This is a genomic window from Phyllobacterium bourgognense, from assembly GCF_003337575.1.
GTDB classification, from domain to species: Bacteria; Pseudomonadota; Alphaproteobacteria; order Rhizobiales; family Rhizobiaceae; genus Phyllobacterium; species Phyllobacterium bourgognense.
Genome location: NZ_QPJM01000012.1, coordinates 44,118 through 66,562 on the forward strand (window position 1 = coordinate 44,118; position 22,445 = coordinate 66,562).

Below are 22,445 nucleotides of genomic sequence, written 5' to 3' on the forward strand. Positions count from 1 at the left end.
CCGAGATTCTTCTTCCGGTTGATTGAACTAAAACCATTCCGGTGGCAGTTTGCCCACCATCAAGCGTGATTTCAGGAGACAGATATGGCGTCAGAACAAGCGAACGGCCTCAAGCGGCAGGTGTTGGCATTGAAAGCACATTGGAAAAAGGGCGCGCCGAAAGATATGCGCGCAACCTTTGCCAGTGACCCGAAGCGCTTCTCCCGCTATTCGCTTCAGTTGGACGATTTGCTCCTCGACTGGTCGAAATGCCTTGTAGACGACGAAGCACTGTCGCTGCTTGGCGATCTGGCCAAGGTTGCCAAGGTCGAAGAACGCCGCGATGCAATGTTTGCCGGCAAACCAATCAACAATACGGAGGGCCGGGCAGTCTTGCACATAGCCCTGCGCAACCGCTCCGGCAAACCCATCAAGGTCGATGGCGAAGATGTCATGCCCGGCGTAAAGGAGGTGCTCGATCGCATGGCGGCCTTCGCCAACGGTCTGCGCTCCGGCGAAATCAAGGGCGCGAAGAACAAGCCGATCACTGACATTGTCAATATAGGCATCGGCGGTTCCGATCTCGGCCCGGCTATGGCCACACTGGCCATGTCGCCGTACCATGATGGCCCTAAAGCGCATTTCGTCTCCAATATCGATGGCGCGCATATTGCCGATACGCTTGCCGGTCTCGATCCGGCGACGACCCTGATCATCATCGCCTCGAAAACCTTCACCACCATCGAGACCATGACCAACGCCAAGGCAGCTCGCAAATGGATCGCCGACGCGCTGGGCGAGAAGGCCGTCGGCAAGCACTTCGCCGCTGTTTCCACTGCGCTCGACAAGGTCGACGCCTTTGGTATCCCTGCAGACCGTATTTTCGGTTTCTGGGATTGGGTTGGCGGCCGCTATTCCATCTGGTCGGCGATCGGTCTCCCGCTGATGATCGCCATCGGTCCGGAAAATTTCGGCCGCTTCCTCGATGGCGCCCATGCCATGGACGAGCACTTCCGCAAAACCCCGCTGAAGAAAAACCTGCCGATGATGCTGGGCCTGATCGGCTACTGGCACCGCGCCATTTCGGGCTATACCAGCCGCGCCGTAATCCCTTACGATCAGCGGTTGGCTCGTTTGCCTGCATATTTGCAGCAACTCGACATGGAATCGAACGGCAAGGGCGTTACGATCGATGGCAAGCCGGTTACCGGGCCGACTGGACCCGTCGTCTGGGGTGAGCCCGGAACAAACGGCCAGCACGCGTTCTTCCAGCTTCTGCATCAGGGCACAGACACAATTCCTGTGGAGTTCATCGTTGCGGCCAAAGGTCATGAGCCGCATCTCGACAACCAGCACGAAATGCTGCTCGCAAATTGCCTCGCCCAATCCGAGGCGCTCATGCGCGGCCGCACACTGGACGAAGCCAAGGCGCAACTCGCGGCAAAGAACCTGCCCAAATCCGAGGTGAACCGCATTGCGCCGCACAGGGTTTTCACTGGCAACCGACCGTCGATCACCATCATCCATGACCTTCTTGACCCCTATACGCTCGGCCGTCTGATTGCCCTTTACGAGCACCGCGTGTTCGTCGAGGCACAGCTTTACGGCATAAACGCCTTCGATCAGTGGGGCGTCGAGCTTGGGAAGGAACTCGCGACGGAACTCCTGCCGGTGGTCTCGGGTAAGGTAAAGCCCAAGGACAAGGACGCTTCCACGCAAGGGCTTGTCGCGCACCTGCGCAAGCGCCGGGACAAATAGAGCTAAAGTCACACGAAATAATCGGAAAAGAATGATGAAGACGGAAATGATCAAAATGCCCGGCGATGTGCCGGGCAACAGCATTGAACTGCGCGTCCTGCGCTTTGAGGGCGGGAACAACGGAGCCGTCAGCGCCTATCTGCAGTCGTCGCTACATGGTTCGGAATTGCCGGGCCAGGCCGCATTGCATTTCCTCATTCCTATGCTTGAAAAGGCCGAGAGCGAAGGCCGCGTCGCTGGCAATATCACCGTCGTTCCGCAGGCCAATCCGATCGGCTCGGCGCAATGGCAGGCGCATGAGCATCTTGGCCGTTTCGACTATTTTTCCGGCGTCAATTTCAACCGTTCTTTCCCTCTGCTCGCATCGTTCGACACCGCCGAGCTTCCGGCCGTCGATGCACCGAAGTCCCTGGCAGAACGGTTGAAGGCGCAGCTCCTGCGCTTGGCGTTACCGCATGAAATCGTGCTCGACCTGCACTGTGACGACGAGAGCGAAAGCTATCTCTATATCCATCAGGCTTTCCTGCCGGAAATGTACGATCTCGCTGCCGCGCTCGGCTCAACGGCCATTCTTTCATGGGATAGCACCGCCGATGCCGCCTTCGAGGAGGCGTGTGCGCATCCGGCCTTGCATCTGTCCGAGCAAGAGCGAAAGGCCCGCGCGGTCACCACTGTCGAGTTTCGCGGCCTGAACGATGTCGATATCGAAACCGGCAAACACGACGCCGATGGCCTGTACAGGTTCCTGGTCCATCGCGGGGTGATCATCGACGACAGCGTCAAGCTGAAGGTCGATTTCAATGGCCCGGTGACGCCACTCGAAAATGTCGAGATGATCCGTGCGCCGCAGGGCGGGATGATCCTGTTCCACGTCGATATCGGTGATGAGGTCGAAGCCGGCGCCAAGCTCGTGACGATCGTGACTGTCCCGGGTGATCCAAGCGGCAATATCACGCTGACCGCACCGCAGGCAGGACGGATACTCACGCGCCGCAGCCACCGCTATACCCGTCGCGGCGATAACCTATTGAAACTCCTCGGCGGCAAGCGTTCGGAAAGCGCCCGGCCAGGCTCGCTGGAGGCCTGATGCCAACGGCCCGTTCCACTGCCATACGGGGCATCCTCTTCGACAAGGATGGTACGCTCGTCGATTTCAACCGCACCTGGTTCGGAATCACCATGGAACTGGCGCACAAGGCAGCCGATGGTGATGCGGCACGGGCGCGGGCCCTTGTCGAAGCTGGCGGCTATGATTGGGAGATGGAAAAGTTTCGGGGCGGCTCGGTCATCGCCGCGGGAACGGTCAACGACATTGTCGATCTGTGGCATCCCGAATTGACAATAGAAGAAAAGCGTGAGCGCATCACGGCTTACAACGCCTATGCCGTGCAAGAAGGTTCGCGCCGTGCCATCGGCATCGAAGGGTTGCACGTGACGCTGGAAGCGCTGGTGGCACAAGGGTTTGTCCTTGGCATCGCGACCAACGACTCGGAAGCCGGCGCCCGAGCAACGGCGGAAGCGCTCGGCCTGACTGCATTGTTCAGCGTGATTATCGGTTATGATTCCGTGGCGCGCGCCAAGCCGCATGCGGACCAGCTGCATTTGTTTGCGGCCAAGACGGGCCTCGAGCCAAATTCTATCGCCATGGTCGGCGACAACGCCCACGATCTGGAGATGGCCCATGCAGCCGGCGCCGGCCTTGCCATCGGCGTACTGTCTGGCAACAGCACGCTGGATGACCTCGCGCATCTCAGCGATGCCATCCTGGGTTCCATCGCCGAATTGCCGCGGTTTCTGGAAAAGCGTGCTCAATCTTAATCTAGAGCACCGCCACCTCCGATTGCTATGATGACAATGATTTGAGTGCCTGTTACGGATCGCGGTGCTATCAATCCTTCGCATTGTAAGACCTAAAGCGAGGACAGCATGGACAGTCAGGGTTTGGCGATTGATATAGGTGACGTCGAGGCCGCCGCAGCGAGGCTCAAGGGCCAGATCGTGTCGACGCGGCTTGTAGAATCCGAAGCCCTGAATGCGAAGTACAAGGCGCGTATCCTGTTCAAGCCCGAATGTCTGCAACGCACGGGCTCGTTCAAATTCCGCGGCGCTTATAACCGCATCAGCCAGTTCACCGACGACGAACACGGGCGCGGTATCATCGCCTATTCCTCGGGCAATCACGCTCAGGGCGTTGCCAGCTCAGCCAAGCTATTCGGCATTCATGCCACCATCATCATGCCGCTTGACGCCCCGCAGACAAAGGTTGCAAACACGCGTTCCTATGGCGCGGAAGTCGTGTTTTACGATCGCTACAACCAAACGCGCGATGAAGTCGCCGCACCCTATATCGAGGAGCGTGGCATGATCCTTGTACCGCCCTATGACGATCCATCCATCATGGCGGGGCAGGGAACGATCGGTCTTGAACTTGTGGCCGAGGCCAATGAGCGGGGGCTCACACTCGACGAATTGTTCGTACCGACCGGCGGCGGCGGCCTTATCAGCGGCATTTCCGTGGCGGTGAAGGCTGGTTCTCCTGGAACGCGCATCTGGGGCGTCGAGCCGGAGAACTTCGATGATCTGCGCCGTTCGCTCATCGCGGGGCAGCCGGTTGCCAATGAACCCGGTCATCGTTCGATCTGCGATGCGATCCTGACGCCGCAACCGGGCAATCTCACCTTCCCGGTCAACAAGCGCAATCTCGCCGGCGCCATTGCGGTCACCGATGACGCCGTGAAGGCGGCGATGCGCGATGCAGCGAATTACCTGAAATTGATTGTCGAACCCGGCGGCTGCGTCGGGCTTGCGGCTTTGGCAAGCGGCGAAGTCGATATCGAGGGCAAGACAGTTGCTGTCGTCCTATCCGGCGGCAATGTCGATCTCGACCTCTATGGCGAATTCATCGCGGCAGCTTAGAGGCGTGATATACGCGCGTCTGTCATCATATTGTTACTCTGGCATCATAGCGGGGAGATACGTTTAAGAGACGTTGAGGACCCAGCCAGATAGCCAGAGGTAAGCGCCATGAACGACCAGTCTCAGCCATTCCGCACCAGCCAGCTCGAGGAGAATGACGGTCCGGGCCACAACCCGACCGACAATGCCACTATGGGCGAACTCATTGCCGCGCGCTTCTCGCGGCGGGGTTTTCTCAAGGGCTCTCTCGCCGTATCCGCCATCGCCGCTACTGTCAGCCCCATGGCGCTGATGATGGCCGACGATGCACGCGCCGGCGAGAGCAAGTCGGCTTTCACTTTTGAGGAGGTCGAGGTCGGCATCGATGAGACGCACCATGTCGCCGCCGGGTATGACGCGGATGTCCTGTTGCGCTGGGGTGATGGCATTTTTGCAGATTCGCCCGAGTTCGATCCGCTGAACCAGACACCGGAAAGCCAGGCCAAGCAGTTCGGCTACAATAATGACTATGTCGGTTATATTCCGATCGACGGTTCTTCCGAGCACGGCCTGCTCGTCGTCAATCACGAATATACCAATGAACATCTGATGTTCCCGGGTATCGTCAAAGTCGTCAAGGATGACAAAGGCGACGCCAAGATCGAGATCGCGCCGGCTGACCAGAAGCGTGTCGACATCGAAATGGCCGCCCATGGCGGCACTATTGTCGAAATCAAAAAGACCGATGGCAAGTGGCAGGTCGTCAAGGACGGCAAGCTCAACCGCCGCATCACTGCCAACACGGAAATGCAATTGTCCGGCCCGGTTGCCGGGCACGATCGTGTCAAGACCAATGCCGATTCGTCCGGCAAAAAGGTGTTCGGCATGATCAATAATTGCTCGGGTGGTGTTACGCCCTGGGGCACCTATGTCTCGGGTGAAGAAAATATCCATGGCTATTTCACCGGAAAACTGCCGGAGGGCAGCAAGGAAGCCGCCAATTACAAGCGCATGGGCATTCCTGAAGGCGTCTACGACTGGGGCAACTTCCATGATCGCTTCGATCTGTCGAAGGATCCGAACGAGGCTAACCGCTTTGGCTGGGTGGTCGAGATCGATGTGAACGATCCCAATTCCATTCCCAAGAAGCGCACTGCCATGGGCCGGTTCAAGCATGAGGGCGCCGATTCCATCGTCGCCAAGGACGGCCGTGTCGTATTCTATCTCGGCGATGATGAACGCTTCGATTATGTCTATAAATTCGTCACCACCGGAAAATTCAATCCGGACGACCGCGCCGCCAATATGGATCTTCTGGATGATGGCACGCTTTACGTTGCCAAATTCGATGTCGACGGCACCATCAACTGGCTGCCGGTCGTCTTCGGCCAAGGGCCGCTGACAGAAGCCAATGGCTTTGCCAGCCAGGCAGACGTGTTGATCGAAACCCGCCGTGCCGGCGATCTGCTTGGAGCGACGAAGATGGATCGCCCCGAAGACATTGGCCCGAACGGGGTCAATGGCAAGGTCTATGTGATGCTGACCAACAACACCAAGCGCAAGGACGATCAGGTTGATGCCGTCAATCCGCGCGCCAAAAACGCCTTCGGCCATATAGTCGAGATTGCCGAGGAAGACGGCAATTTCGCCGCCGCCAAGGGCAAGTGGGAAATCCTCTTGAAATGCGGTGATCCATCGGTTGCCGATGTAGGCGCATCCTTCTCTACCGATACGACCAAGAATGGCTGGTTCGGCATGCCGGACAATTGCGCTGTCGATGCGGAAGGCCGCCTTTGGGTGTCAACCGATGGCAATTCACCGAAAGAAACCGGCCGCACCGATGGCATCTGGGCCGTGGATACGGACGGCCCCGCGCGCGGCACGTCGAAACTGTTCTTCCGCGTGCCGGTCGGTGCGGAAATGTGCGGCCCGCTCATGCTGCCGGATATGGCGACCTTCATGGTTGCCGTCCAGCATCCGGGCGATGGCGGCGAGGATTGGAAGCCCTTCGGCCGCCCATCCTATTATGAGGACCTGTCCACCCGCTGGCCGGACTTCAAGGACAATATGCCGGTTCGCCCCTCTGTCCTCGCCATCACCAAAAAGGGCGGTGGCAAGATCGGCGTTTGAGTACTGTTGGTTGCTCCCGGGGATGATCTATCATCCAGCCGGACCCTCATCCGCTCCACGATCCTCGGGTCTAGCCCGAGGATAACGGAGGGATGGCTTGATCATCGGAGAGAGACGCGCTCTCAGATAGTCTGAGCAGGCAGCCGTCGCACAAGTCCGGAATCAGCGGCGCGACATCTCGCGCGCGATGCGGGCGAAATCCGCCTGCTTGATGCCGATATCGGCGCGATCCCGCGCGCTCATGCCCTGCAGCATGGCAAGCGCCTCGCGGTAGGCACTGTCATTGGCGCGGCGGCGGATGGCGAAATCAATCAGAAAGCTCATGGCCTGTTTCCTGGTGGCGTTGTTTAACAGGCACAGAATAGGCGGAGAGGTGGTTATTGTGCAGTGCAATATCCGCATGGGAGGTATGTGATCGATTCGTAATTATAAAAATCGGACAAGCAATCGGAGTACTGGTTACAAAAGCGCCAAAATACAATTCATATACTGTGCATGAAATGAAACTCTTGGTTGTTATTTTTTGACCTTGGTTGAGAATTCACTTCGGTAAGGGGTGATTCATTATGAATAATTGGGAAGATCAATTTAACACGTGGTCGCAGGCGCCGAGCCAAGCTGAACAGGACCGGTCCCAAAGAATTGTACGTGAAATATCCGATGCGATTAATGCATCCCCAAAACTTGCACACCGGAAGATCGAGGTATTTCCCCAAGGAAGCTACGCCAACCGTGTAAATGTTAAGCGAGACAGCGACGTCGACATTTGTTGCCTCTGTCGTGACACATTTCACTACAACTTACCGACAGCCCGAACCGCTACCGATTATTCGTTCGAACCAGCCACTTACACCTACACGCAATATAAGAGCGAAGTTGAAGAAGCGCTTATCGATAGATTTGGTCGGTCGGCCGTTCAGAGAGGTAACAAAGCAATCGACGTGCATGATAAGACGAGATTGATTGACGCTGATGTCGTGGCGACATTCGAGTACAGGGACTATTCTGCTCCTCCTTTCGCGCGAGACTACTCAGAAGGAACGGTCCTTTTCTCTGACGATGGAAATTTAGTTACAAATTTTCCATCACAGCAGTATAGCAATGGTGTGGCAAAACATGATCGAACAAACCGCCGGTTTAAACGTCAAGTTAGGATACAAAAATCTCTTCGTAATAAGATGGAGGCTGAAGGCCTAACAGTCGCAGAGCCGATAAAATCGTTTCTTATCGAAAGTCTTTGCTGGAATGCTCCAGATGACAATTATGGAAACACCACCTACGTCTCCGATTTCGAGAACGTCATGAATTGGTCCTATTCAAAAACAGGAACAGACGACGAGACCTTTGCACTGCTAGAGGTTAACGCGAGAAAGCGACTTTTTGCGGCACAAAATTCATGGACCCGTTTGCAGCTACGGCAATATCTGGAAAGCGCGTGGGCGTACGCGCACCAATGACAGGGCAGCCCAAAGTGAAGCCGCACGGCAAGCCCTTTAGAATCCTGACTCTTGATGGTGGCGGGTCTAAAGGCATTTATACTGTGGGAGTATTAAATGAACTGGAAGCCCACCTCTCCAACGGGCCCTTGGCAAACTCTTTCGACTTAATTTACGGGACCAGCACGGGAGCCATAATCGCTGCACTAGTCGCCTTAGGAGAGACTGCGGACGAGATAACTCGCTTGTATTTCGAAATCATCCCATGCGTTATGAGGAGTAATACGGCGTCAGAGCGAACGCTTTCCCTACAAAAACATTCGGAACGTATATTTGGAGAGCGCAAATTTGACAGCTTCCGAACAAAAGTTGGCATCGTCTCAACAAATTATCATTTTAGCCGGCCAACGATATTTAAGAGCCATGCCGCTCAAGCCTTTAGTATGCAGAAGTCGTTTAAGCCGGGTTTCGGATGCACAATTTCTGAGGCGGTACTAGCATCAACGGCGGCGCTTCCCTTTTTTCTCAAACGTGACGTTCTTCTTGAAAATCAAGGACCCACCGCTTTGATCGACGGGGGTTTCGTTGCCAATAATCCGACCCTATATGCAATTACGGATGCAGTTGGTGCATTGAAAGTTCCCGTTGAACATTTGCACATATTAAGTATTGGGGTTGGCCAGTACGTTCAAGCCGACCCGAAAATGAGCTGGTTCGAACGGAAAAAACTCAATTTTCTAAAGAAGAATTTTCCAGTAGATATTTTGGAGAAGACTCTAGACGCGAGTGCAATGTCAACAGAGATTTTAGTGCGGTTTATTTTTGAGAATCTCAAATATGTTCGGATAAATGATTCTTATATTGACAATGGATTTGCGACAAATCTGTTGGAACATGACCGAGAAAAACTGCAGCGGATGTACCAATTGGGGCGAACTTCGTTCGGTCGACAGCAATCTGCGATTGAGATCTTGCTCGACGCTCATTGATGGATGCTATCCCCGAACTGCTCTTCCTGCTCCACAGTCAGCGGTTTGATGCCGGGGTCAAGCGTTTCGGGCTGGTCGTCGCCTTGCGCGATGGGCGCGGGTACAGGCGGGGTGCGCGGCGCGGTCGTGCTGCAGCCGGCAAACGCCGCGCTGCACAGGATCAGAGCGAGAAGCGAGAGAGTGGCTGGGCGCATAGGGCTCATCAAGACGGGGAATTGAGGGCCGGAGCCCTCAACTATCGCCCATCTTCAGCGCCTGGATGAACGCTTCCTGAGGGATTTCGACCTTGCCGAACTGCCGCATGCGCTTCTTGCCTTCCTTCTGCTTTTCCAGAAGCTTGCGCTTGCGCGAGACGTCGCCGCCATAGCACTTGGCCGTCACGTCCTTGCGCAGGGCGGAGATGGTTTCGCGCGCGATCACCGTGCCGCCGATTGCCGCCTGGATCGGGATCTTGAACATGTGCTTGGGGATCAGGTCCTTCAGCTTTTCGCAAAGGTCGCGGCCGCGCTTTTCGGCGGCGGCGCGGTGCACCATCATCGACAATGCGTCGACGGGTTCGCCATTCACCAGCACCGACATCTTGACGAGATTGCCTTCGCGATAATCCGACAGATGATAATCGAAAGAGGCATAGCCCTGGCTGATCGACTTCAGCCGGTCGTAGAAATCGAACACCACCTCGTTGAGCGGCAGGTCGTAGGTGACCATGGCGCGCTTGCCGACATAGTTGAGATCGATCTGGATGCCGCGGCGGTCCTGGCACAGCTTGAGGATCGAGCCGAGATAATCATCGGGAGTGAGGATCGTCGCGCGGATCCACGGTTCCTCGATGGAGGCGATCTTCATCACCTCCGGCATGTCGGCGGGATTGTGCAATTCGCGCTGCGTGCCGTCGGTCATGTTGAGCTTGTAGACGACGCTCGGCGCGGTGGCGATGAGATCGAGGTTGAACTCGCGCTCCAGCCGCTCCTGGATGATCTCGAGGTGCAGCAGCCCGAGGAAGCCGCAACGGAAGCCGAAACCGAGCGCGGCGGAGCTTTCCATCTCGAACGAGAACGACGCATCGTTGAGGCGCAGGCGGCCCATGGCGGCGCGCAAATCCTCGAAATCAGCCGCATCGACGGGGAAGAGGCCGCAGAAGACCACAGGTTGCGCCGGCTTGAAACCGGGCAGGATCGACGCGGTCGGGCGCTTGTCCTCGGTGATGGTATCGCCGACGCGGGTGTCGGCGACTTCCTTGATCGAGGCGGTGATGAAGCCGAACTCGCCGGGGCCAAGCTCATCGACGGCGAGCATCTTCGGCGTGAACACGCCGGTGCGCTCGACCGGATATTTGGCGCCGGTGCCCATCATGCGAATGGTCTGGCCCTTTTTCAGGACGCCATCGATGATGCGCACAAGCACGATGACGCCGAGATAGGCATCGTACCAGCTATCGACCAGCATGGCCTTCAGCGGCTTGGTGCTGTCACCCTCGCGCGGCGGCGGCAGCTGGTTGACGATGGCTTCCAGCACATCCGGAATACCGAGGCCGGTCTTGGCGGAGATGAGCACGGCCTGGCTCGCATCGATGCCGATGACCTCCTCGACCTGCTCGCGGATACGCTCGGGCTCGGCAGCGGGAAGATCGACCTTGTTCAAGACCACGACGATCTCGTGGTTGTTGTCGATGGCCTGATAGACATTGGCAAGCGTCTGCGCCTCGACGCCCTGCGAGGCATCGACGACGAGCAAGGAACCTTCGCAGGCGGACAGCGACCGCGATACCTCATAGGCGAAATCGACGTGGCCGGGCGTGTCGATCAGGTTGAGGACATAGGTCTCGCCATTGTTGGCCTTGTAGTTCAGCCGGACGGTCTGCGCCTTGATGGTAATGCCGCGCTCGCGCTCGATATCCATCGAGTCGAGCACCTGCTCCTTCATGTCGCGCAGCTCCAGCCCGCCCGTCGATTGGATCAGCCGGTCGGCAAGGGTGGATTTGCCATGGTCGATATGGGCGACGATGGAGAAATTACGAATGTGATCTAGTGGAGTGCTCATGCGCGCCACATAGAGCATTTCGGGCGGATTTGGAAGGGTAGCGTGCGGGCGGTGACAGAATAGCGGAGAATAATTTTACCCGGGTATATTGACGAGGGTGTTTTACCCGGGTAAAAGCCTGCCATCCAACAGGTGAGCAGGATCATGGAAACGACAGAACAGACATGCACGGCCTTTCAGGGCATGCGGAAGATCGCGAGCGGAACGCGGGTAGAGGTGGCGCTGGCGCTGAAGCGCGCGGGCGATACTGGCGAGGCGATCCTCGTTTTCGACGATGCCACTGGGAAACAGGTGGAATTCGACCTGCGCGGCAGCGATGCGGAGGTCGCCGCGCGGCTGGATACGAGCGAACCGCGCAAGCCGGGGCGGCCGAGGCTCGGCGTTACGGCACGTGAGGTAACGCTGCTGCCGCGGCAGTGGGACTGGCTGAGCAGCCAGCCGGGCGGCGCTTCCGTTACGTTGCGCAAGCTGGTCGATGCGGCACGTAACGAAAATGGCGGGCGCGAAAGGAAGCGGCAGGCGCAAGCTGCTGCCGACAGCTTCATGATGGCGATGGCCGGCAACCAGCCGCACTACGAAGAAGCGGCGCGGGCGCTCTATGCGGGCAACGTTCAGCGCTTCACGGATTTGACTGAAGGCTGGCCCGAAGACGTGCGCGACCATGTGCGCGGTTTGAGCGAGCCGGCATTTGGCTGGGAGGACTGACCCGAGCGCTCGGCAAGCCTCATACCTTCGTCTAGAACGTCAGAATCTGGCACGCTTGTTGCATTCCAAGTTTTGTTAGCCGACGGGGCCGCGTCCATTTCAAGCGGCCCTGCCATCGATATTTTGTGTGTTTCAACGCGGATCATTCGCTGCGGCGGGCATCTGCCAGATCAGGAGTTTCCAATGAACAAATGGAAGACGCGGGAATCGACCCGCGCGTGCCTGTTCAGTGCGCTGCTTGCGCTTTTGATGGGCTGTAACAATGACAGTGGCGTGGCCCCAGCGACACCGCCCGTTGCCAATCAGAACACGCCCGAAGGAACATTTGTTGGTGAGACGGATTTGGATGAAGGCGATGTCGTCGACGACACCAAGGTGCCGAACGAGCCGGTGGTTGGCGTTGTCACGGCCGTTCCGGACACCGAGCCAAAACCGGTGATTTCTAACCCGTCCCCGTGGGAGCAAACCATAATCACACAAGGCGAGGTGAAGACATATGTGGAACCCGCTAAACGTTTCATCGAGGTAGCGCCGGATACTACTGGTGGCGCTATCTACCACTCATCGCCGCCCCTCGAATATGACCTCGGCAATCTCGTTACGATGAACACTGCTGATTCGATCGCCTTTACTGATGGCAGAGCCCTTGTTACGCCCGTCAAAGGCAGGCTATTTTATCCTGAAAGTCCACTCAACGCTTCAACGGCCACCGAGCGTTTTCCGATCATCATTTTCTTGCATGGGATGCATAGTTGGAGCGATCCCAGCTACAAAGGCTACGACTATCTTGCCCGCGACCTTGCTGAGCACGGCTACGTCGTGGCCTCAATCGACGCGAACGTCATCAATTCCACTCGCTTTGATAATGCCTCCGGCCTATCCCGTGCGCAGCTGGTATTGGGAATGCTGGACCGTTTGCGCCAGATTGATGGATTTGGTCAGGTGGACCTCGGGGGCAATCGGGGAAAGCTCGATCCGTTAAGAGGTAGTCTTGATTTCGCTCGAATAGGACTCATGGGCCATTCGCGCGGCGGGCAGGGAATTGTGAACGCAATCCTTTTCAACGAAACCCGGCGTGGCGTTACGGAAGGCGAGCTGAAAGAACGCCTGAAGCATTTACCCACCCCGCTCGAAGCATTGCGCAAGATCTTTTCCAGCAGCTCAGACGCAACACTTCGATCACTCATTTCGGCGGCGCCGGAGTCGACGACGCCACTGCGAAAATAATCGTCGAGACGGTGATGGATCCCTCCGGCCTGAAAATCCCCTATCCCGATCTCATCAATGCGATCATACCTGCTTCGGGAACCAAACCAATCGGTATTGACAATGCAACATTTCAGGCAGCCATCAGCAAGTACAATATATTCTATGCTGCTGGCAGTGAGAATACCAACGGCAATGACGCTGCCTACTATACGTTCAAAGGAGCCTTCCTCGTGGGACCCACGGATTTTGGTGGCAATAGTGGTCTGAGTAATGTTCCCCTCGCCGTATTACTTCCATCCTGCGATGGTGATATGGCCAATCTTCAGGGCGCTTCCACCTACGATCGCAACCGTTTCGGTCGCACGGGCGACGTAGCACCGCGATACCAGGTCATGGTGAATGGCGCAAACCACAATGACTATAACACGATTTGGACGAACGAGGACTTTACGTTCAACACTGAAGCGAAAACCTGGCGTGGACCCCAACACTGCAACCGTGACGTCAAACAGAAGGATAACATTCGTCTAAGTCGGGAGGATCAACGACGCACCGGCCTCTTCGTCATAAACTCCTTCATGCGCTATCACGTCGGCGATGAGAAAAAATTCCAATCCTGGTGGAGCGGAGCGGCGCAATTGCCCAATGAGACCTGCCCATCCGGCAAGGGACCCTGCGACGAAAGAATAGTACTGACGGTACAGAGAGCGGCCAATGATCGACTTCGCATCCAAAACTTCGAGTGGGCTGACAGCTTGCGGCTCAATCTTATTGGCGGCGCAGTAAGTTTTTCCGGGTTCGATGAGAAGGCAAAATGTATTTTGCCCTCAGTTGCAGATGTTGGCGGCAATTGCACACTGAAGCGGCTCTCCGGCTTTGAGTATTCTGGCTGGGGAGGCAAAGGGCTCCTGTCTATTGCCGATCATGTTGAACTGGCCTGGTCAAAGCCAAAGGAAGAAGCTGGAAAGCAGCCTGTCCAAGCAGAGCGGGCAATCATTAGCGATTTGAAAGACCTTTCCGCCAAAGACTACGATTCACTCACCTTCCGCATAGCGGTGGTGCGCCCGATGGGTCAGGAAGTATTGGTGACACTCACCGACACCGCCGGCAAATCGGCCACCGTGACGGCGAGCAATTTCACCAATGCACTCTATAATGCGCCGAGACGTAAGACCTATCCAGTCAAAACAGTACCGGTCGCCAATGCTTCAATTGGCCTGCCTGATCCCGCCAAAGCAAACTCGACTATGGTTGATCTGATTGGCCAACAAGCTCCTTTCGAAAGCCCGCCTGCGGTTACTTTGGTCGCCCCACCTGAACCTGATCCTGCCAGGGATATTCCGTTGCTGGATCATACGGCCGACGCGCCCTACGCCAACGGCGAAGTGAAAATGCTCTTGAACATGGTTGCTATTCCGCTGCAAGCCTTTGAGGGGATAGATCTTGCCCACCTCGACAAACTGAAGCTCGCTTTCCCAAAGGAAAGCGGCAAGGTGGCGATCACCGATATCGAGTTGCAGAACTTCGGACGTGCGGAGCGGCTGGCGGAGATTGCACTGGAGCAGGCTGGCATAGTCAGCGGGTCGGGCGCCGGTATTGCGCTTAACGGAAATGGAGGGCCGCCCAAGTCCGCCTCTGGCAAGCCTGAGGACAAGCAACTGATTCTCAATCATTGAAGTATCGCGCCACGCTGCTCACTCTTGGGCGACGTGCGTAAGCAGCGCCAGATCATGCAATACGCTATACCTGTGCCGTATTGATCCGAAGCGTCGACCCGCGCCCGGGCGATGTTTACGCTACGCTCGCGTAAACTCCATCACCCAGTTGGTTTCCCAGGTTTCGCCGCCATCCCTGGAAAATGCCTGCGCCCAGAGCGGTGCTTCGGGCGCGGGGGTCCAAAGGAAGCGCACGCGCACCGGCACGCCGTTATCCGTATCCTCGCCGTAAAAAACCCCCTTGCCATTGTCGAAATGGCCGATCACCGGCGGAAACAGCACATTCGCGCGGCTATCGGCCCAATGCAGCGCCCATGATCCATCGCGCGGGTTGAACAGGCGCAGCGTCATCCCGGTAAAGCCCTGCGAGGGCATGTGCATCTCTTCGAAATTCCCCGTGCCTTCGAGAATCTTGCGCACGCTCGACGTGGCGGGGAAGATCTCCCAATCATCGCAGCCGGCAAAACGTTCCTTTAGACGGAGATTGCGGATGTTCCAGTCGCCGATGAAAAAGTCAAAATCGGCCGCGCTGCCAAGGGTGTCGATCGCTCCGTCCATGATGCCGTCCTCCCGTTATTTCATCCCGTTTCGTGGATAGTGATAGCGCATGGCTCCTGACAACCTACTGTCAGGAGCATGTCAGGAAGTATAGGATTTTTGGGTGGGTTCATTTGCCGGATGGCATTGCTGCTGTGCGTGGTTCGACGAGCTCACCATGAGGGATGTGGGGTGGGCTGCTGGGAGCGAAATTCTGCAATGTCGGCGATTGTCGTGGCAACACTCTACTTCCCTCATGGTGAGCTTGTCGAACCACGCACAGCAGCAATGCCATCCGACAAATCGGCAGCCACGAAGCAGCCTGCTGCTTGCCCTCGGACAAAGTGGGACAACGATTGTCGGCACCACAGGACATGTCATCGCAACACCTGCCAGAGGCACCGCTGCTGCAAGGAACGCGAGTCCGAATTGCGAAACTATCCCGGCAGCGCGTTTCCCCCTTGCGTTCCCGAGAAAGACTCCCGCATCTTCTTCATGGGGACATCCAGATCATGCGGCGGGTAAACCGGGGCAAGTCTGTCATCTGTCACCTATACCGACGACGGCAGCTTCCAATGCGATGGGAACGTGATATCTAAAAGGACATGACAACAAAACCGCGCATCACCATCACTTATTGCACCCAATGCAGCTGGATGCTGCGCGCCGCCTGGATGGGGCAGGAACTGCTGTCCACCTTTGGCGCCGATCTTGGCGAGGTGGCGCTTATCCCCGGCACCGGCGGCATCTTTGAGATCCATGTGAACGGCGATCTGATCTGGGAGCGCAAGCGCGATGGCGGCTTTCCCGAGGCGAAGGTCCTGAAGCAAAAGGTGCGCGATATCGTCTGGCCCGAACGCGATCTCGGCCACTCGGACGGGCATAAGGCCACCGGGGTCCCCGCCAGCAACGAGCAAAGCGAGGCGCTTAAGGACGGGGCAAAGACTCCATGAGTAAGCCGGAGGTTACCACGACCAGGCTCGATGATGCGGCACGCGCTGGCTGGCTCTACTATGTGGCCGGCAACACGCAGGATGAGATTGCCGCCAAGCTTGGCATTTCGCGCCAGTCGGCGCAGCGCATGGTGTCGCTCGCCGTGTCGGAAGGGCTGGTCAAGGTGCGGCTCGACCACCCGATTGCCCGTTGCCTCGATCTTGCCGAGCAGTTGAAGCGGCGCTTCGGCCTGAAGATGGCGGAAGTGGTGCCGACCGATCCGGGTTCGACCTCGACGACGCTCGGCGTTGCCGATGCGGCGGCGGCCGAGATGACGCGCTGGCTGAAATCGGAAACGCCGATCGTTCTCGGCATCGGCACGGGCCGCACGCTGAAAGCGGCAATCGAGCTGCTGTCGCCGATCGAATGTCCGCAGCACAAGGTGGTGTCGCTGACCGGCAATATCGCGCCGGATGGTTCGGCGGCTTTCTACAACGTTATTTTCAATATCGCCGACAAGATCAAGGCGCGCAGTTTCCCGATGCCGCTGCCGGTCATCGCCTCTTCGCCCGAGGAGCGCGAGCTCCTGCACAGCCAGGCAATGATCCGCCCGGTGCTGGAATTGTCGGCGCAGGCTACTGTGGCCTTTGTCGGCATCGGGGACTTGTCGGAGGATGCGCCGCTCTTCATCGATGGCTTCATCTCGCGCGAGGAACTTCTGGCGCTCAGGCAGGCTGGCGGGGTCTGCGAAATCGTCGGTCGCGCCTTCGACCGCAACGGCGTGCCGCTCAAGGGCCTGACCAATGATCGCGTCGCCAGCGCGCAAATTCCTTCGCGCGACACCGCCATGGTCATCGCAATCGCCAAGGGGCCGAAAAAGCTGCCGGGCATCGAAGCGGCGCTGAAAGGCAGCCTTATCAACGGCTTGATCACCGACGAGGCGACGGCGGAAACCTTGCTCGCGGGCTAAAGCACTTCCAGGAAAAGTGGGAACCGTTTTTCCGTCCGGAATTGCGTTAATAGGCAAAAATCCTTCTCATTATTGCAGTGCAGCGACGAATTGCTCTTGACTTGTTTTGCCGTTGTGTGAGTATTTGCCCATACCACAAGCAATTGCTCATAACATTCGGGAGGAATGAGATGTTATCAAGAACGCTTCTGCTCGGCGCGGCGTCGGTACTCGCCATGTCGAGTTTCGCGCATGCGGAAACGCTGACCATCGCCACGGTCAACAATGGCGACATGGTCCGCATGCAGAAATTGACCGAAGATTTCACCAAGAAGAATCCGGACATCAAGCTCGAGTGGGTGACGCTCGAAGAAAACGTATTGCGTCAGCGCGTCACCACCGACATCGCCACCAAAGGCGGCCAGTACGACGTCATGACCATCGGCACTTACGAAGTGCCGATCTGGGCCAAGCAGGGCTGGCTCCTGCCGCTCGACGGTCTTGGCGCTGATTATGACAAGTCCGACCTTTTGCCGGCTATCGACGCGGCCGTCTCCCTTGACGGCAAGCTTTATGCCTCGCCGTTCTACGGCGAAAGCGCAATGGTCATGTACCGCACGGACCTGGCCGAAAAGGCCGGTGTCAAGATTTCGGAAAAGCCGACCTGGGACGAGATCGCCGACGCGGCGAAGAAGATGACGGACAAGTCGACAGAGACTTACGGCATCTGCCTGCGTGGCAAAGCCGGCTGGGGCGAGAACATGGCGCTCCTGACCGCTATGTCGAATTCGTTTGGCGGACGCTGGTTCGATGAAAAGTGGACCCCGCAGTTCGACCAGCCTGAATGGAAGAAGGCGCTGACCTTCTACGTCGACCTGATGAAGGAAGCCGGCCCTCCCGGAGCCTCGTCCAACGGCTTCAATGAAAATCTCGCGCTGTTCCAGACCGGCAAATGCGGCATCTGGATCGATGCGACCGTGGCTGCGTCCTTCGTGACCAACCCGAAGGACTCCAAGGTTGCCGACAAGGTGGGCTATGCGCTGTTCCCGACGGGCGGCGTCGAAAACCATGGTAACTGGCTGTGGGCTTGGAACCTCGGCATTCCTGCAGGCACAAAGAAGGCGGAAGCCGCACAGAAGTTCGTCTCCTGGGCGACCGACAAGGCCTATACGGAGCTTGTCGCAAGCAAGGAAGGCTGGGCCAACGTTCCTCCGGGCACGCGCAAGTCGCTTTACGCCAATCCTGAATATGAGAAGGCCGCTCCCTTCGCCAAGATCACACTCGATGCAATGAATGCCGCGAATACCACCAAGCCGACTGTCAAGCCGGTGCCTTATACGGGTGGCCAGTTTGTCGCCATTCCCGAGTTCCAGGGTATCGGCACAGCTGTGGGTCAGCAGTTTTCGGCGGCGCTTGCCGGCTCCATGAAGGTTGATCAAGCCTTGCAGAGTGCGCAAGCGCTCACGACTCGCGAGATGACCAAGGGCGGCTACATCAAGTAGAATCCCCTTAGACATCCGGACGGCTTCATGACGCGAATGTCAGGGGCCGCCCGGGCCCTCTTGTTTGCATTCTCGCTTTTGATGATCGCTGTATTGGAACCTGACCATGGCTACGCTTCAGACACGTGCAACCGCCCGTCTCATGATGTCGCCCGCCGTCATCCTCCTGTTTTTGTGGATGATCGTGCCGCTTGTCATGACGCTGTATTTTTCGTTCCTGCGCTACAATTTGCTAATGCCGGGAACCGAGGAATTTATCGGCTTTCTCAATTATCAGTACTTTCTCACTGACCCGGCTTTCTTCACTGCGCTCGGCAACACGCTCATGCTGGTCGGCGGCACCCTGCTGATCACGGTTATTGGCGGTATCTTGTTGGCGATCGTGCTGGACCAGCCATTCTGGGGTCAGGGTATCGTCCGGCTTCTGGTCATCGCGCCATTCTTCGTCATGCCGACTGTTTCGGCGCTCGTCTGGAAGAATATGCTGATGCATCCGGTCAACGGCCTGTTCGCGTGGATCGCCCGCTCGTTCGGGTTCCAGCCCATCGACTGGTTCGCCCAGCTCCCGCTGTTTTCGATCATTCTCATCGTCGCCTGGCAATGGCTGCCTTTCGCCACGCTGATCCTGCTGACCGCTTTGCAGTCGCTTGATGGCGAGCAGATCGAAGCCGCCGAGATGGACGGTGCAGGGGCGCTCTCGCGGTTTTTCTACCTGGTGCTGCCGCATATGTCGCGCGCCATCACCGTGGTTATCCTCATCCAGACCATCTTCCTGCTCAGCGTCTTTGCAGAGATTCTGGTGACGACCAATGGCGGACCGGGCCTTCAAACGACGAATATCACCTATCTGATTTACGCGCAGGCGCTCCTGCAGTTCGACGTCGGCGGCGCTTCGGCTGGCGGTATTGTCGCGGTGATCCTAGCCAATATCGTCGCCTTCTTCCTCATTCGCCTCATCGGCAAGAACCTCGAGAGGTAGAATCATGGCCCGCTCAGTCACAACACAGCGGAAGCTGACATTCACCATCCTCGGTTGGGCTATCGGTCTGCTGATCTTCTTTCCGATCCTGTGGACGTTCCTGACCAGCTTCAAGACGGAAGGAACGGCGGTTGCAACGCCTCCGCAGTTCCTGTTCTTCGATTGGACCCTGGAAAACTACCATGAGGTGCAAAGCCGGTCCGACTATATGAAACACGTCACCAATTCCGTGGTCATCTCGGTCGGCTCGACACTGATAGGTCTGGCTCTCGCCATTCCCGCGGCATGGGCCATGGCGTTCTCACCAACAAAGCGCACCAAGGACGTCTTGATGTGGATGCTGTCCACCAAGATGATGCCGCCGGTCGGCGTTCTCGTTCCGCTATACTTGATCTTCCGCGATTGGGGGCTTCTGGACACGCGTCTTGGCCTCGTAGCAGTCCTGACCCTGATCAATCTGCCGATCATCGTGTGGATGCTCTACACCTACTTCAAGGAGATTCCGGGTGAAATCCTCGAAGCGGCGCGCATGGACGGCGCATCGCTGATGAAGGAGATCGTCTATGTGTTGACGCCGATGGCGGTGCCTGGGATCGCGTCGACCATGCTGCTCAATATCATTCTTGCATGGAACGAGGCGTTCTGGACGCTGAACCTGACAGCCGCAAACGCTGCCCCGCTCACCGCCTTCATTGCGTCCTATTCCAGTCCCGAGGGCCTTTTCTGGGCCAAATTGTCGGCCGCATCCACCATGGCAATTGCACCGATCCTGGTCATGGGATGGTTCTCGCAAAAGCAGCTGGTACGCGGTCTGACCTTCGGCGCCGTGAAATAAGGGGGAAATATTATGGGAAGCATTACACTCGAAAAAGTATCGAAGTCATTTGGAACCACAGCGGTGATTCCGGAAATCGACCTTGAAGTCGTTGATGGTGAATTCGTTGTCTTCGTCGGTCCTTCCGGCTGCGGCAAGTCCACTCTGTTGCGGATGATCGCGGGACTCGAAGATTTGAGCGGTGGCCGCATCGTCATCGATGGCAAGGACATGTCGAGCGAGGCGCCCGCAAAGCGCGGCCTCTCGATGGTATTCCAGTCCTACGCGCTTTATCCGCATATGAGCGTCTACGGCAACATCGCGTTTCCCCTGAAGATGGATGGTCAGGACAAGGCTGCAATCGACAAGAAGGTCAAGGACGCGGCGAATATCCTAAATCTCACCAATTATCTCGATCGTCGGCCCGGACAACTATCCGGCGGCCAGCGCCAGCGCGTCGCAATCGGCCGTGCAATCGTGCGCCAACCCAAGGCGTTTCTCTTCGACGAGCCACTATCCAACCTTGATGCTGCACTTCGCGGCAACATGCGGCTGGAGATAAGCGATCTGCATCACCAGCTGAAAACGACGATGATTTATGTCACCCACGATCAGGTGGAGGCGATGACGATGGCCGACAAGATCGTCGTCTTGAATGCCGGACGTATCGAGCAGGTCGGATCGCCACTCGACCTTTACCGTAGCCCGAGGAACGTTTTCGTTGCCGGGTTCATCGGCTCGCCGCGCATGAATCTGATCGAAGGACAGGAAGCCGCCAAGCAAAACGCGGTCACACTCGGCGTGCGACCGGAACATGTCCGTATCTCGAAGACCGAGGGCGCCTGGAAGGGCACTGTGGGAGTGACGGAACACCTCGGCTCCGACACTTTCATCCACGTACAGGTCGATGGGGTAGGCAAGATCACCGTGCGGACCGATGGCGATTTCAGTACCGATTTCGGCCAGCAGGTCTACCTGACACCAGAGCCCGCGCGCCTGCATCGCTTTGATGCGAACGGCCAGGCAATTCCAAATTGATGAGAAACTGAAATGAACAGACTGGCAGGCAAGACGGCATTTATCACAGGCTCGGCACGGGGCATCGGGCGTTCGTTCGCCGAGGCCTATATACGTGAAGGTGCCGCGCATGTGGTGATCGCCGACATCAATCTGGAACGTGCGCAGGAGACCGCCAGGGAACTTGGCAGACAGGCGCATGCCGTCCGCCTTGATGTTACAGATCAAGCCTCGATTGATGCCGCCGTGAAGGAAACCGTCGACAAGTTTGGCGGCATTGACGTGCTGATCAACAATGCCGCTTTGTTCGATCTGGCACCGATCGTCGAAATCACCCGCGAAAGCTACGAGAAGCTGTTCGCGGTCAATTTCTCCGGCACGCTGTTCACCTTGCAAGCTGTCGCCAAAGCCATGATCGCACGCGGCAAGGGCGGCAAGATCATCAATATGGCAAGTCAGGCAGGGCGTCGCGGTGAGCCACTTGTGGCGATTTACTGCGCTACCAAGGCTGCGGTGATCAGCCTGACCCAGTCCGCCGGCCTGAACCTCATAGAACACGGCATCAATGTGAACGCGATTGCTCCCGGCGTGGTCGATGGCGAGCACTGGGAAGGCGTCGATGCCCTCTTTGCCAAGTATGAGAACAGGCCGCGCGGCGAGAAGAAGCGCCTCGTCGGTGAGGCCGTGCCCTACGGCCGGATGGGCACCGCCGAAGATCTGACTGGCATGGCGATTTTCCTCGCAAGCAGCGAGAGCGATTACATCGTCGCGCAGACCTACAATGTCGACGGCGGCAACTGGATGAGCTGACGTTTCCGCAGCGCTGAACGGCGCATGCAACTATAAGAATAGAAGGGT

At 57.3% G+C, this 22,445-nt stretch carries 21 protein-coding genes; 17 read left to right on the top strand and 4 right to left on the bottom strand.

The features are described from left to right. The first annotated feature begins 84 nt into the window (after window positions 1-84). The 5 genes from pgi (at window position 85) to C7476_RS19025 (ending at window position 6,762) form a co-directional block, all read left to right on the top strand. Window positions 85-1,737 carry a glucose-6-phosphate isomerase gene (gene pgi, locus C7476_RS19005; protein ID WP_114431447.1) on the top strand — a complete coding sequence of 551 codons (1,653 nt, stop codon included), beginning with the start codon at window positions 85-87 and terminating at the stop codon, window positions 1,735-1,737. Between the two features lie 34 nt (window positions 1,738-1,771). Further along, window positions 1,772-2,824, top strand: a complete 1,053-nt coding sequence (locus tag C7476_RS19010; RefSeq protein ID WP_114431448.1) for a M14 family metallopeptidase — start codon at window positions 1,772-1,774, stop codon at window positions 2,822-2,824. Next, on the top strand, window positions 2,824-3,555 hold the full coding sequence (locus tag C7476_RS19015) for an HAD family hydrolase (RefSeq protein ID WP_114431449.1): 732 nt from the start codon (window positions 2,824-2,826) through the stop codon (window positions 3,553-3,555). The genes C7476_RS19010 and C7476_RS19015 overlap by 1 nt, the downstream gene beginning before the upstream one ends. A 108-nt stretch (window positions 3,556-3,663) precedes the next feature. After that, the gene (locus C7476_RS19020; protein ID WP_114431450.1) at window positions 3,664-4,653 is read left to right on the top strand and encodes a threonine/serine dehydratase family protein; all 990 of its coding nucleotides are present in this window, start codon (window positions 3,664-3,666) and stop codon (window positions 4,651-4,653) included. A 108-nt stretch (window positions 4,654-4,761) separates the two neighbouring features. Then, the gene (locus C7476_RS19025; protein ID WP_114431451.1) at window positions 4,762-6,762 is read left to right on the top strand and encodes a PhoX family protein; all 2,001 of its coding nucleotides are present in this window, start codon (window positions 4,762-4,764) and stop codon (window positions 6,760-6,762) included. A 162-nt stretch (window positions 6,763-6,924) separates the two neighbouring features. On the opposite strand, the gene C7476_RS28265 is transcribed toward C7476_RS19025, so the two are convergent. Continuing rightward, window positions 6,925-7,086, bottom strand: a complete 162-nt coding sequence (locus C7476_RS28265; protein WP_181872516.1) for a hypothetical protein — start codon at window positions 7,084-7,086, stop codon at window positions 6,925-6,927. Between the two features lie 242 nt (window positions 7,087-7,328). On the opposite strand from C7476_RS28265, the gene C7476_RS19030 reads away from it, so the two are divergent. Both C7476_RS19030 and C7476_RS19035 read left to right on the top strand, forming a co-directional pair. Next, the gene (locus C7476_RS19030; RefSeq protein ID WP_114431452.1) at window positions 7,329-8,219 is read left to right on the top strand and encodes a nucleotidyltransferase domain-containing protein; all 891 of its coding nucleotides are present in this window, start codon (window positions 7,329-7,331) and stop codon (window positions 8,217-8,219) included. After that, window positions 8,198-9,187 carry an anti-phage phospholipase gene (locus C7476_RS19035; protein WP_181872517.1) on the top strand — a complete coding sequence of 330 codons (990 nt, stop codon included), beginning with the start codon at window positions 8,198-8,200 and terminating at the stop codon, window positions 9,185-9,187. Before C7476_RS19030 ends, C7476_RS19035 begins: the two co-directional genes overlap by 22 nt. Here C7476_RS19035 and C7476_RS19040 read toward each other — a convergent pair. Together C7476_RS19040 and lepA are read right to left on the bottom strand one after the other, a co-directional pair. Next, entirely contained in the window at window positions 9,181-9,381 is a 201-nt protein-coding gene (locus tag C7476_RS19040; RefSeq protein ID WP_114431454.1) for a hypothetical protein, read from the bottom strand. The genes C7476_RS19035 and C7476_RS19040 overlap by 7 nt on opposite strands. Before the next feature lie 37 nt (window positions 9,382-9,418). Beyond that, window positions 9,419-11,227: a translation elongation factor 4 gene (gene lepA, locus C7476_RS19045; protein ID WP_114431544.1), complete on the bottom strand. Its 1,809-nt coding sequence runs from the start codon at window positions 11,225-11,227 to the stop codon at window positions 9,419-9,421. Window positions 11,228-11,371: 144 nt separating this feature from the next. On the opposite strand from lepA, the gene C7476_RS19050 reads away from it, so the two are divergent. From C7476_RS19050 to C7476_RS19060, 3 genes are all read left to right on the top strand, one after another. After that, window positions 11,372-11,932 (top strand): DUF2239 family protein, encoded by a 561-nt coding sequence (locus C7476_RS19050; protein WP_114431455.1) that lies wholly within the window; start codon window positions 11,372-11,374, stop codon window positions 11,930-11,932. A gap of 183 nt (window positions 11,933-12,115) precedes the next feature. Next, complete coding sequence (locus C7476_RS19055) at window positions 12,116-13,159, top strand: alpha/beta hydrolase family protein (protein ID WP_114431456.1); 1,044 nt, start codon at window positions 12,116-12,118, stop codon at window positions 13,157-13,159. A 14-nt stretch (window positions 13,160-13,173) separates the two neighbouring features. Continuing rightward, on the top strand, window positions 13,174-14,817 hold the full coding sequence (locus C7476_RS19060) for a hypothetical protein (protein ID WP_114431457.1): 1,644 nt from the start codon (window positions 13,174-13,176) through the stop codon (window positions 14,815-14,817). A gap of 120 nt (window positions 14,818-14,937) precedes the next feature. Here the strand turns inward: C7476_RS19060 and C7476_RS19065 are convergent, their stop codons facing one another. Next, the gene (locus C7476_RS19065; RefSeq protein WP_114431458.1) at window positions 14,938-15,414 is read right to left on the bottom strand and encodes a hypothetical protein; all 477 of its coding nucleotides are present in this window, start codon (window positions 15,412-15,414) and stop codon (window positions 14,938-14,940) included. Between the two features lie 584 nt (window positions 15,415-15,998). On the opposite strand from C7476_RS19065, the gene C7476_RS19070 reads away from it, so the two are divergent. From C7476_RS19070 to C7476_RS19100, 7 genes are all read left to right on the top strand, one after another. Continuing rightward, entirely contained in the window at window positions 15,999-16,346 is a 348-nt protein-coding gene (locus tag C7476_RS19070; protein ID WP_114431459.1) for an Rdx family protein, read from the top strand. After that, window positions 16,343-17,296: a sugar-binding transcriptional regulator gene (locus tag C7476_RS19075; RefSeq protein ID WP_114431460.1), complete on the top strand. Its 954-nt coding sequence runs from the start codon at window positions 16,343-16,345 to the stop codon at window positions 17,294-17,296. The genes C7476_RS19070 and C7476_RS19075 overlap by 4 nt, the downstream gene beginning before the upstream one ends. Before the next feature lie 170 nt (window positions 17,297-17,466). Beyond that, window positions 17,467-18,777: an ABC transporter substrate-binding protein gene (locus C7476_RS19080; RefSeq protein WP_114431461.1), complete on the top strand. Its 1,311-nt coding sequence runs from the start codon at window positions 17,467-17,469 to the stop codon at window positions 18,775-18,777. 106 nt (window positions 18,778-18,883) lie between these two features. After that, on the top strand, window positions 18,884-19,756 hold the full coding sequence (locus C7476_RS19085; protein WP_114431462.1) for a carbohydrate ABC transporter permease: 873 nt from the start codon (window positions 18,884-18,886) through the stop codon (window positions 19,754-19,756). A gap of 4 nt (window positions 19,757-19,760) precedes the next feature. Continuing rightward, the gene (locus C7476_RS19090) at window positions 19,761-20,591 is read left to right on the top strand and encodes a carbohydrate ABC transporter permease (protein WP_114431463.1); all 831 of its coding nucleotides are present in this window, start codon (window positions 19,761-19,763) and stop codon (window positions 20,589-20,591) included. A 12-nt stretch (window positions 20,592-20,603) separates the two neighbouring features. Next, window positions 20,604-21,608 (top strand): ABC transporter ATP-binding protein, encoded by a 1,005-nt coding sequence (locus C7476_RS19095; protein WP_114431464.1) that lies wholly within the window; start codon window positions 20,604-20,606, stop codon window positions 21,606-21,608. 12 nt (window positions 21,609-21,620) lie between these two features. Next, entirely contained in the window at window positions 21,621-22,397 is a 777-nt protein-coding gene (locus tag C7476_RS19100) for an L-iditol 2-dehydrogenase (RefSeq protein ID WP_114431465.1), read from the top strand. The last annotated feature ends 48 nt before the right edge of the window (window positions 22,398-22,445 follow it).

What these genes read in the sequence shown, in the direction of transcription:
- C7476_RS19080 (WP_114431461.1), top strand. Translation starts at nt 17,467, where the DNA reads ATGTTATCAAGAACGCTTCTGCTCGGCGCGGCGTCGGTACTCGCCATG.
- lepA (WP_114431544.1), bottom strand. Translation starts at nt 11,227, where the DNA reads ATGAGCACTCCACTAGATCACATTCGTAATTTCTCCATCGTCGCCCAT.
- C7476_RS19020 (WP_114431450.1), top strand. Translation starts at nt 3,664, where the DNA reads ATGGACAGTCAGGGTTTGGCGATTGATATAGGTGACGTCGAGGCCGCC.
- C7476_RS19095 (WP_114431464.1), top strand. Translation starts at nt 20,604, where the DNA reads ATGGGAAGCATTACACTCGAAAAAGTATCGAAGTCATTTGGAACCACA.
- C7476_RS19060 (WP_114431457.1), top strand. Translation starts at nt 13,174, where the DNA reads ATGGATCCCTCCGGCCTGAAAATCCCCTATCCCGATCTCATCAATGCG.
- C7476_RS19015 (WP_114431449.1), top strand. Translation starts at nt 2,824, where the DNA reads ATGCCAACGGCCCGTTCCACTGCCATACGGGGCATCCTCTTCGACAAG.
- C7476_RS19030 (WP_114431452.1), top strand. Translation starts at nt 7,329, where the DNA reads ATGAATAATTGGGAAGATCAATTTAACACGTGGTCGCAGGCGCCGAGC.
- pgi (WP_114431447.1), top strand. Translation starts at nt 85, where the DNA reads ATGGCGTCAGAACAAGCGAACGGCCTCAAGCGGCAGGTGTTGGCATTG.
- C7476_RS28265 (WP_181872516.1), bottom strand. Translation starts at nt 7,086, where the DNA reads ATGAGCTTTCTGATTGATTTCGCCATCCGCCGCCGCGCCAATGACAGT.
- C7476_RS19050 (WP_114431455.1), top strand. Translation starts at nt 11,372, where the DNA reads ATGGAAACGACAGAACAGACATGCACGGCCTTTCAGGGCATGCGGAAG.
- C7476_RS19075 (WP_114431460.1), top strand. Translation starts at nt 16,343, where the DNA reads ATGAGTAAGCCGGAGGTTACCACGACCAGGCTCGATGATGCGGCACGC.
- C7476_RS19040 (WP_114431454.1), bottom strand. Translation starts at nt 9,381, where the DNA reads ATGCGCCCAGCCACTCTCTCGCTTCTCGCTCTGATCCTGTGCAGCGCG.
- C7476_RS19070 (WP_114431459.1), top strand. Translation starts at nt 15,999, where the DNA reads ATGACAACAAAACCGCGCATCACCATCACTTATTGCACCCAATGCAGC.
- C7476_RS19055 (WP_114431456.1), top strand. Translation starts at nt 12,116, where the DNA reads ATGAACAAATGGAAGACGCGGGAATCGACCCGCGCGTGCCTGTTCAGT.
- C7476_RS19065 (WP_114431458.1), bottom strand. Translation starts at nt 15,414, where the DNA reads ATGGACGGAGCGATCGACACCCTTGGCAGCGCGGCCGATTTTGACTTT.
- C7476_RS19010 (WP_114431448.1), top strand. Translation starts at nt 1,772, where the DNA reads ATGAAGACGGAAATGATCAAAATGCCCGGCGATGTGCCGGGCAACAGC.
- C7476_RS19090 (WP_114431463.1), top strand. Translation starts at nt 19,761, where the DNA reads ATGGCCCGCTCAGTCACAACACAGCGGAAGCTGACATTCACCATCCTC.
- C7476_RS19025 (WP_114431451.1), top strand. Translation starts at nt 4,762, where the DNA reads ATGAACGACCAGTCTCAGCCATTCCGCACCAGCCAGCTCGAGGAGAAT.
- C7476_RS19085 (WP_114431462.1), top strand. Translation starts at nt 18,884, where the DNA reads ATGGCTACGCTTCAGACACGTGCAACCGCCCGTCTCATGATGTCGCCC.
- C7476_RS19100 (WP_114431465.1), top strand. Translation starts at nt 21,621, where the DNA reads ATGAACAGACTGGCAGGCAAGACGGCATTTATCACAGGCTCGGCACGG.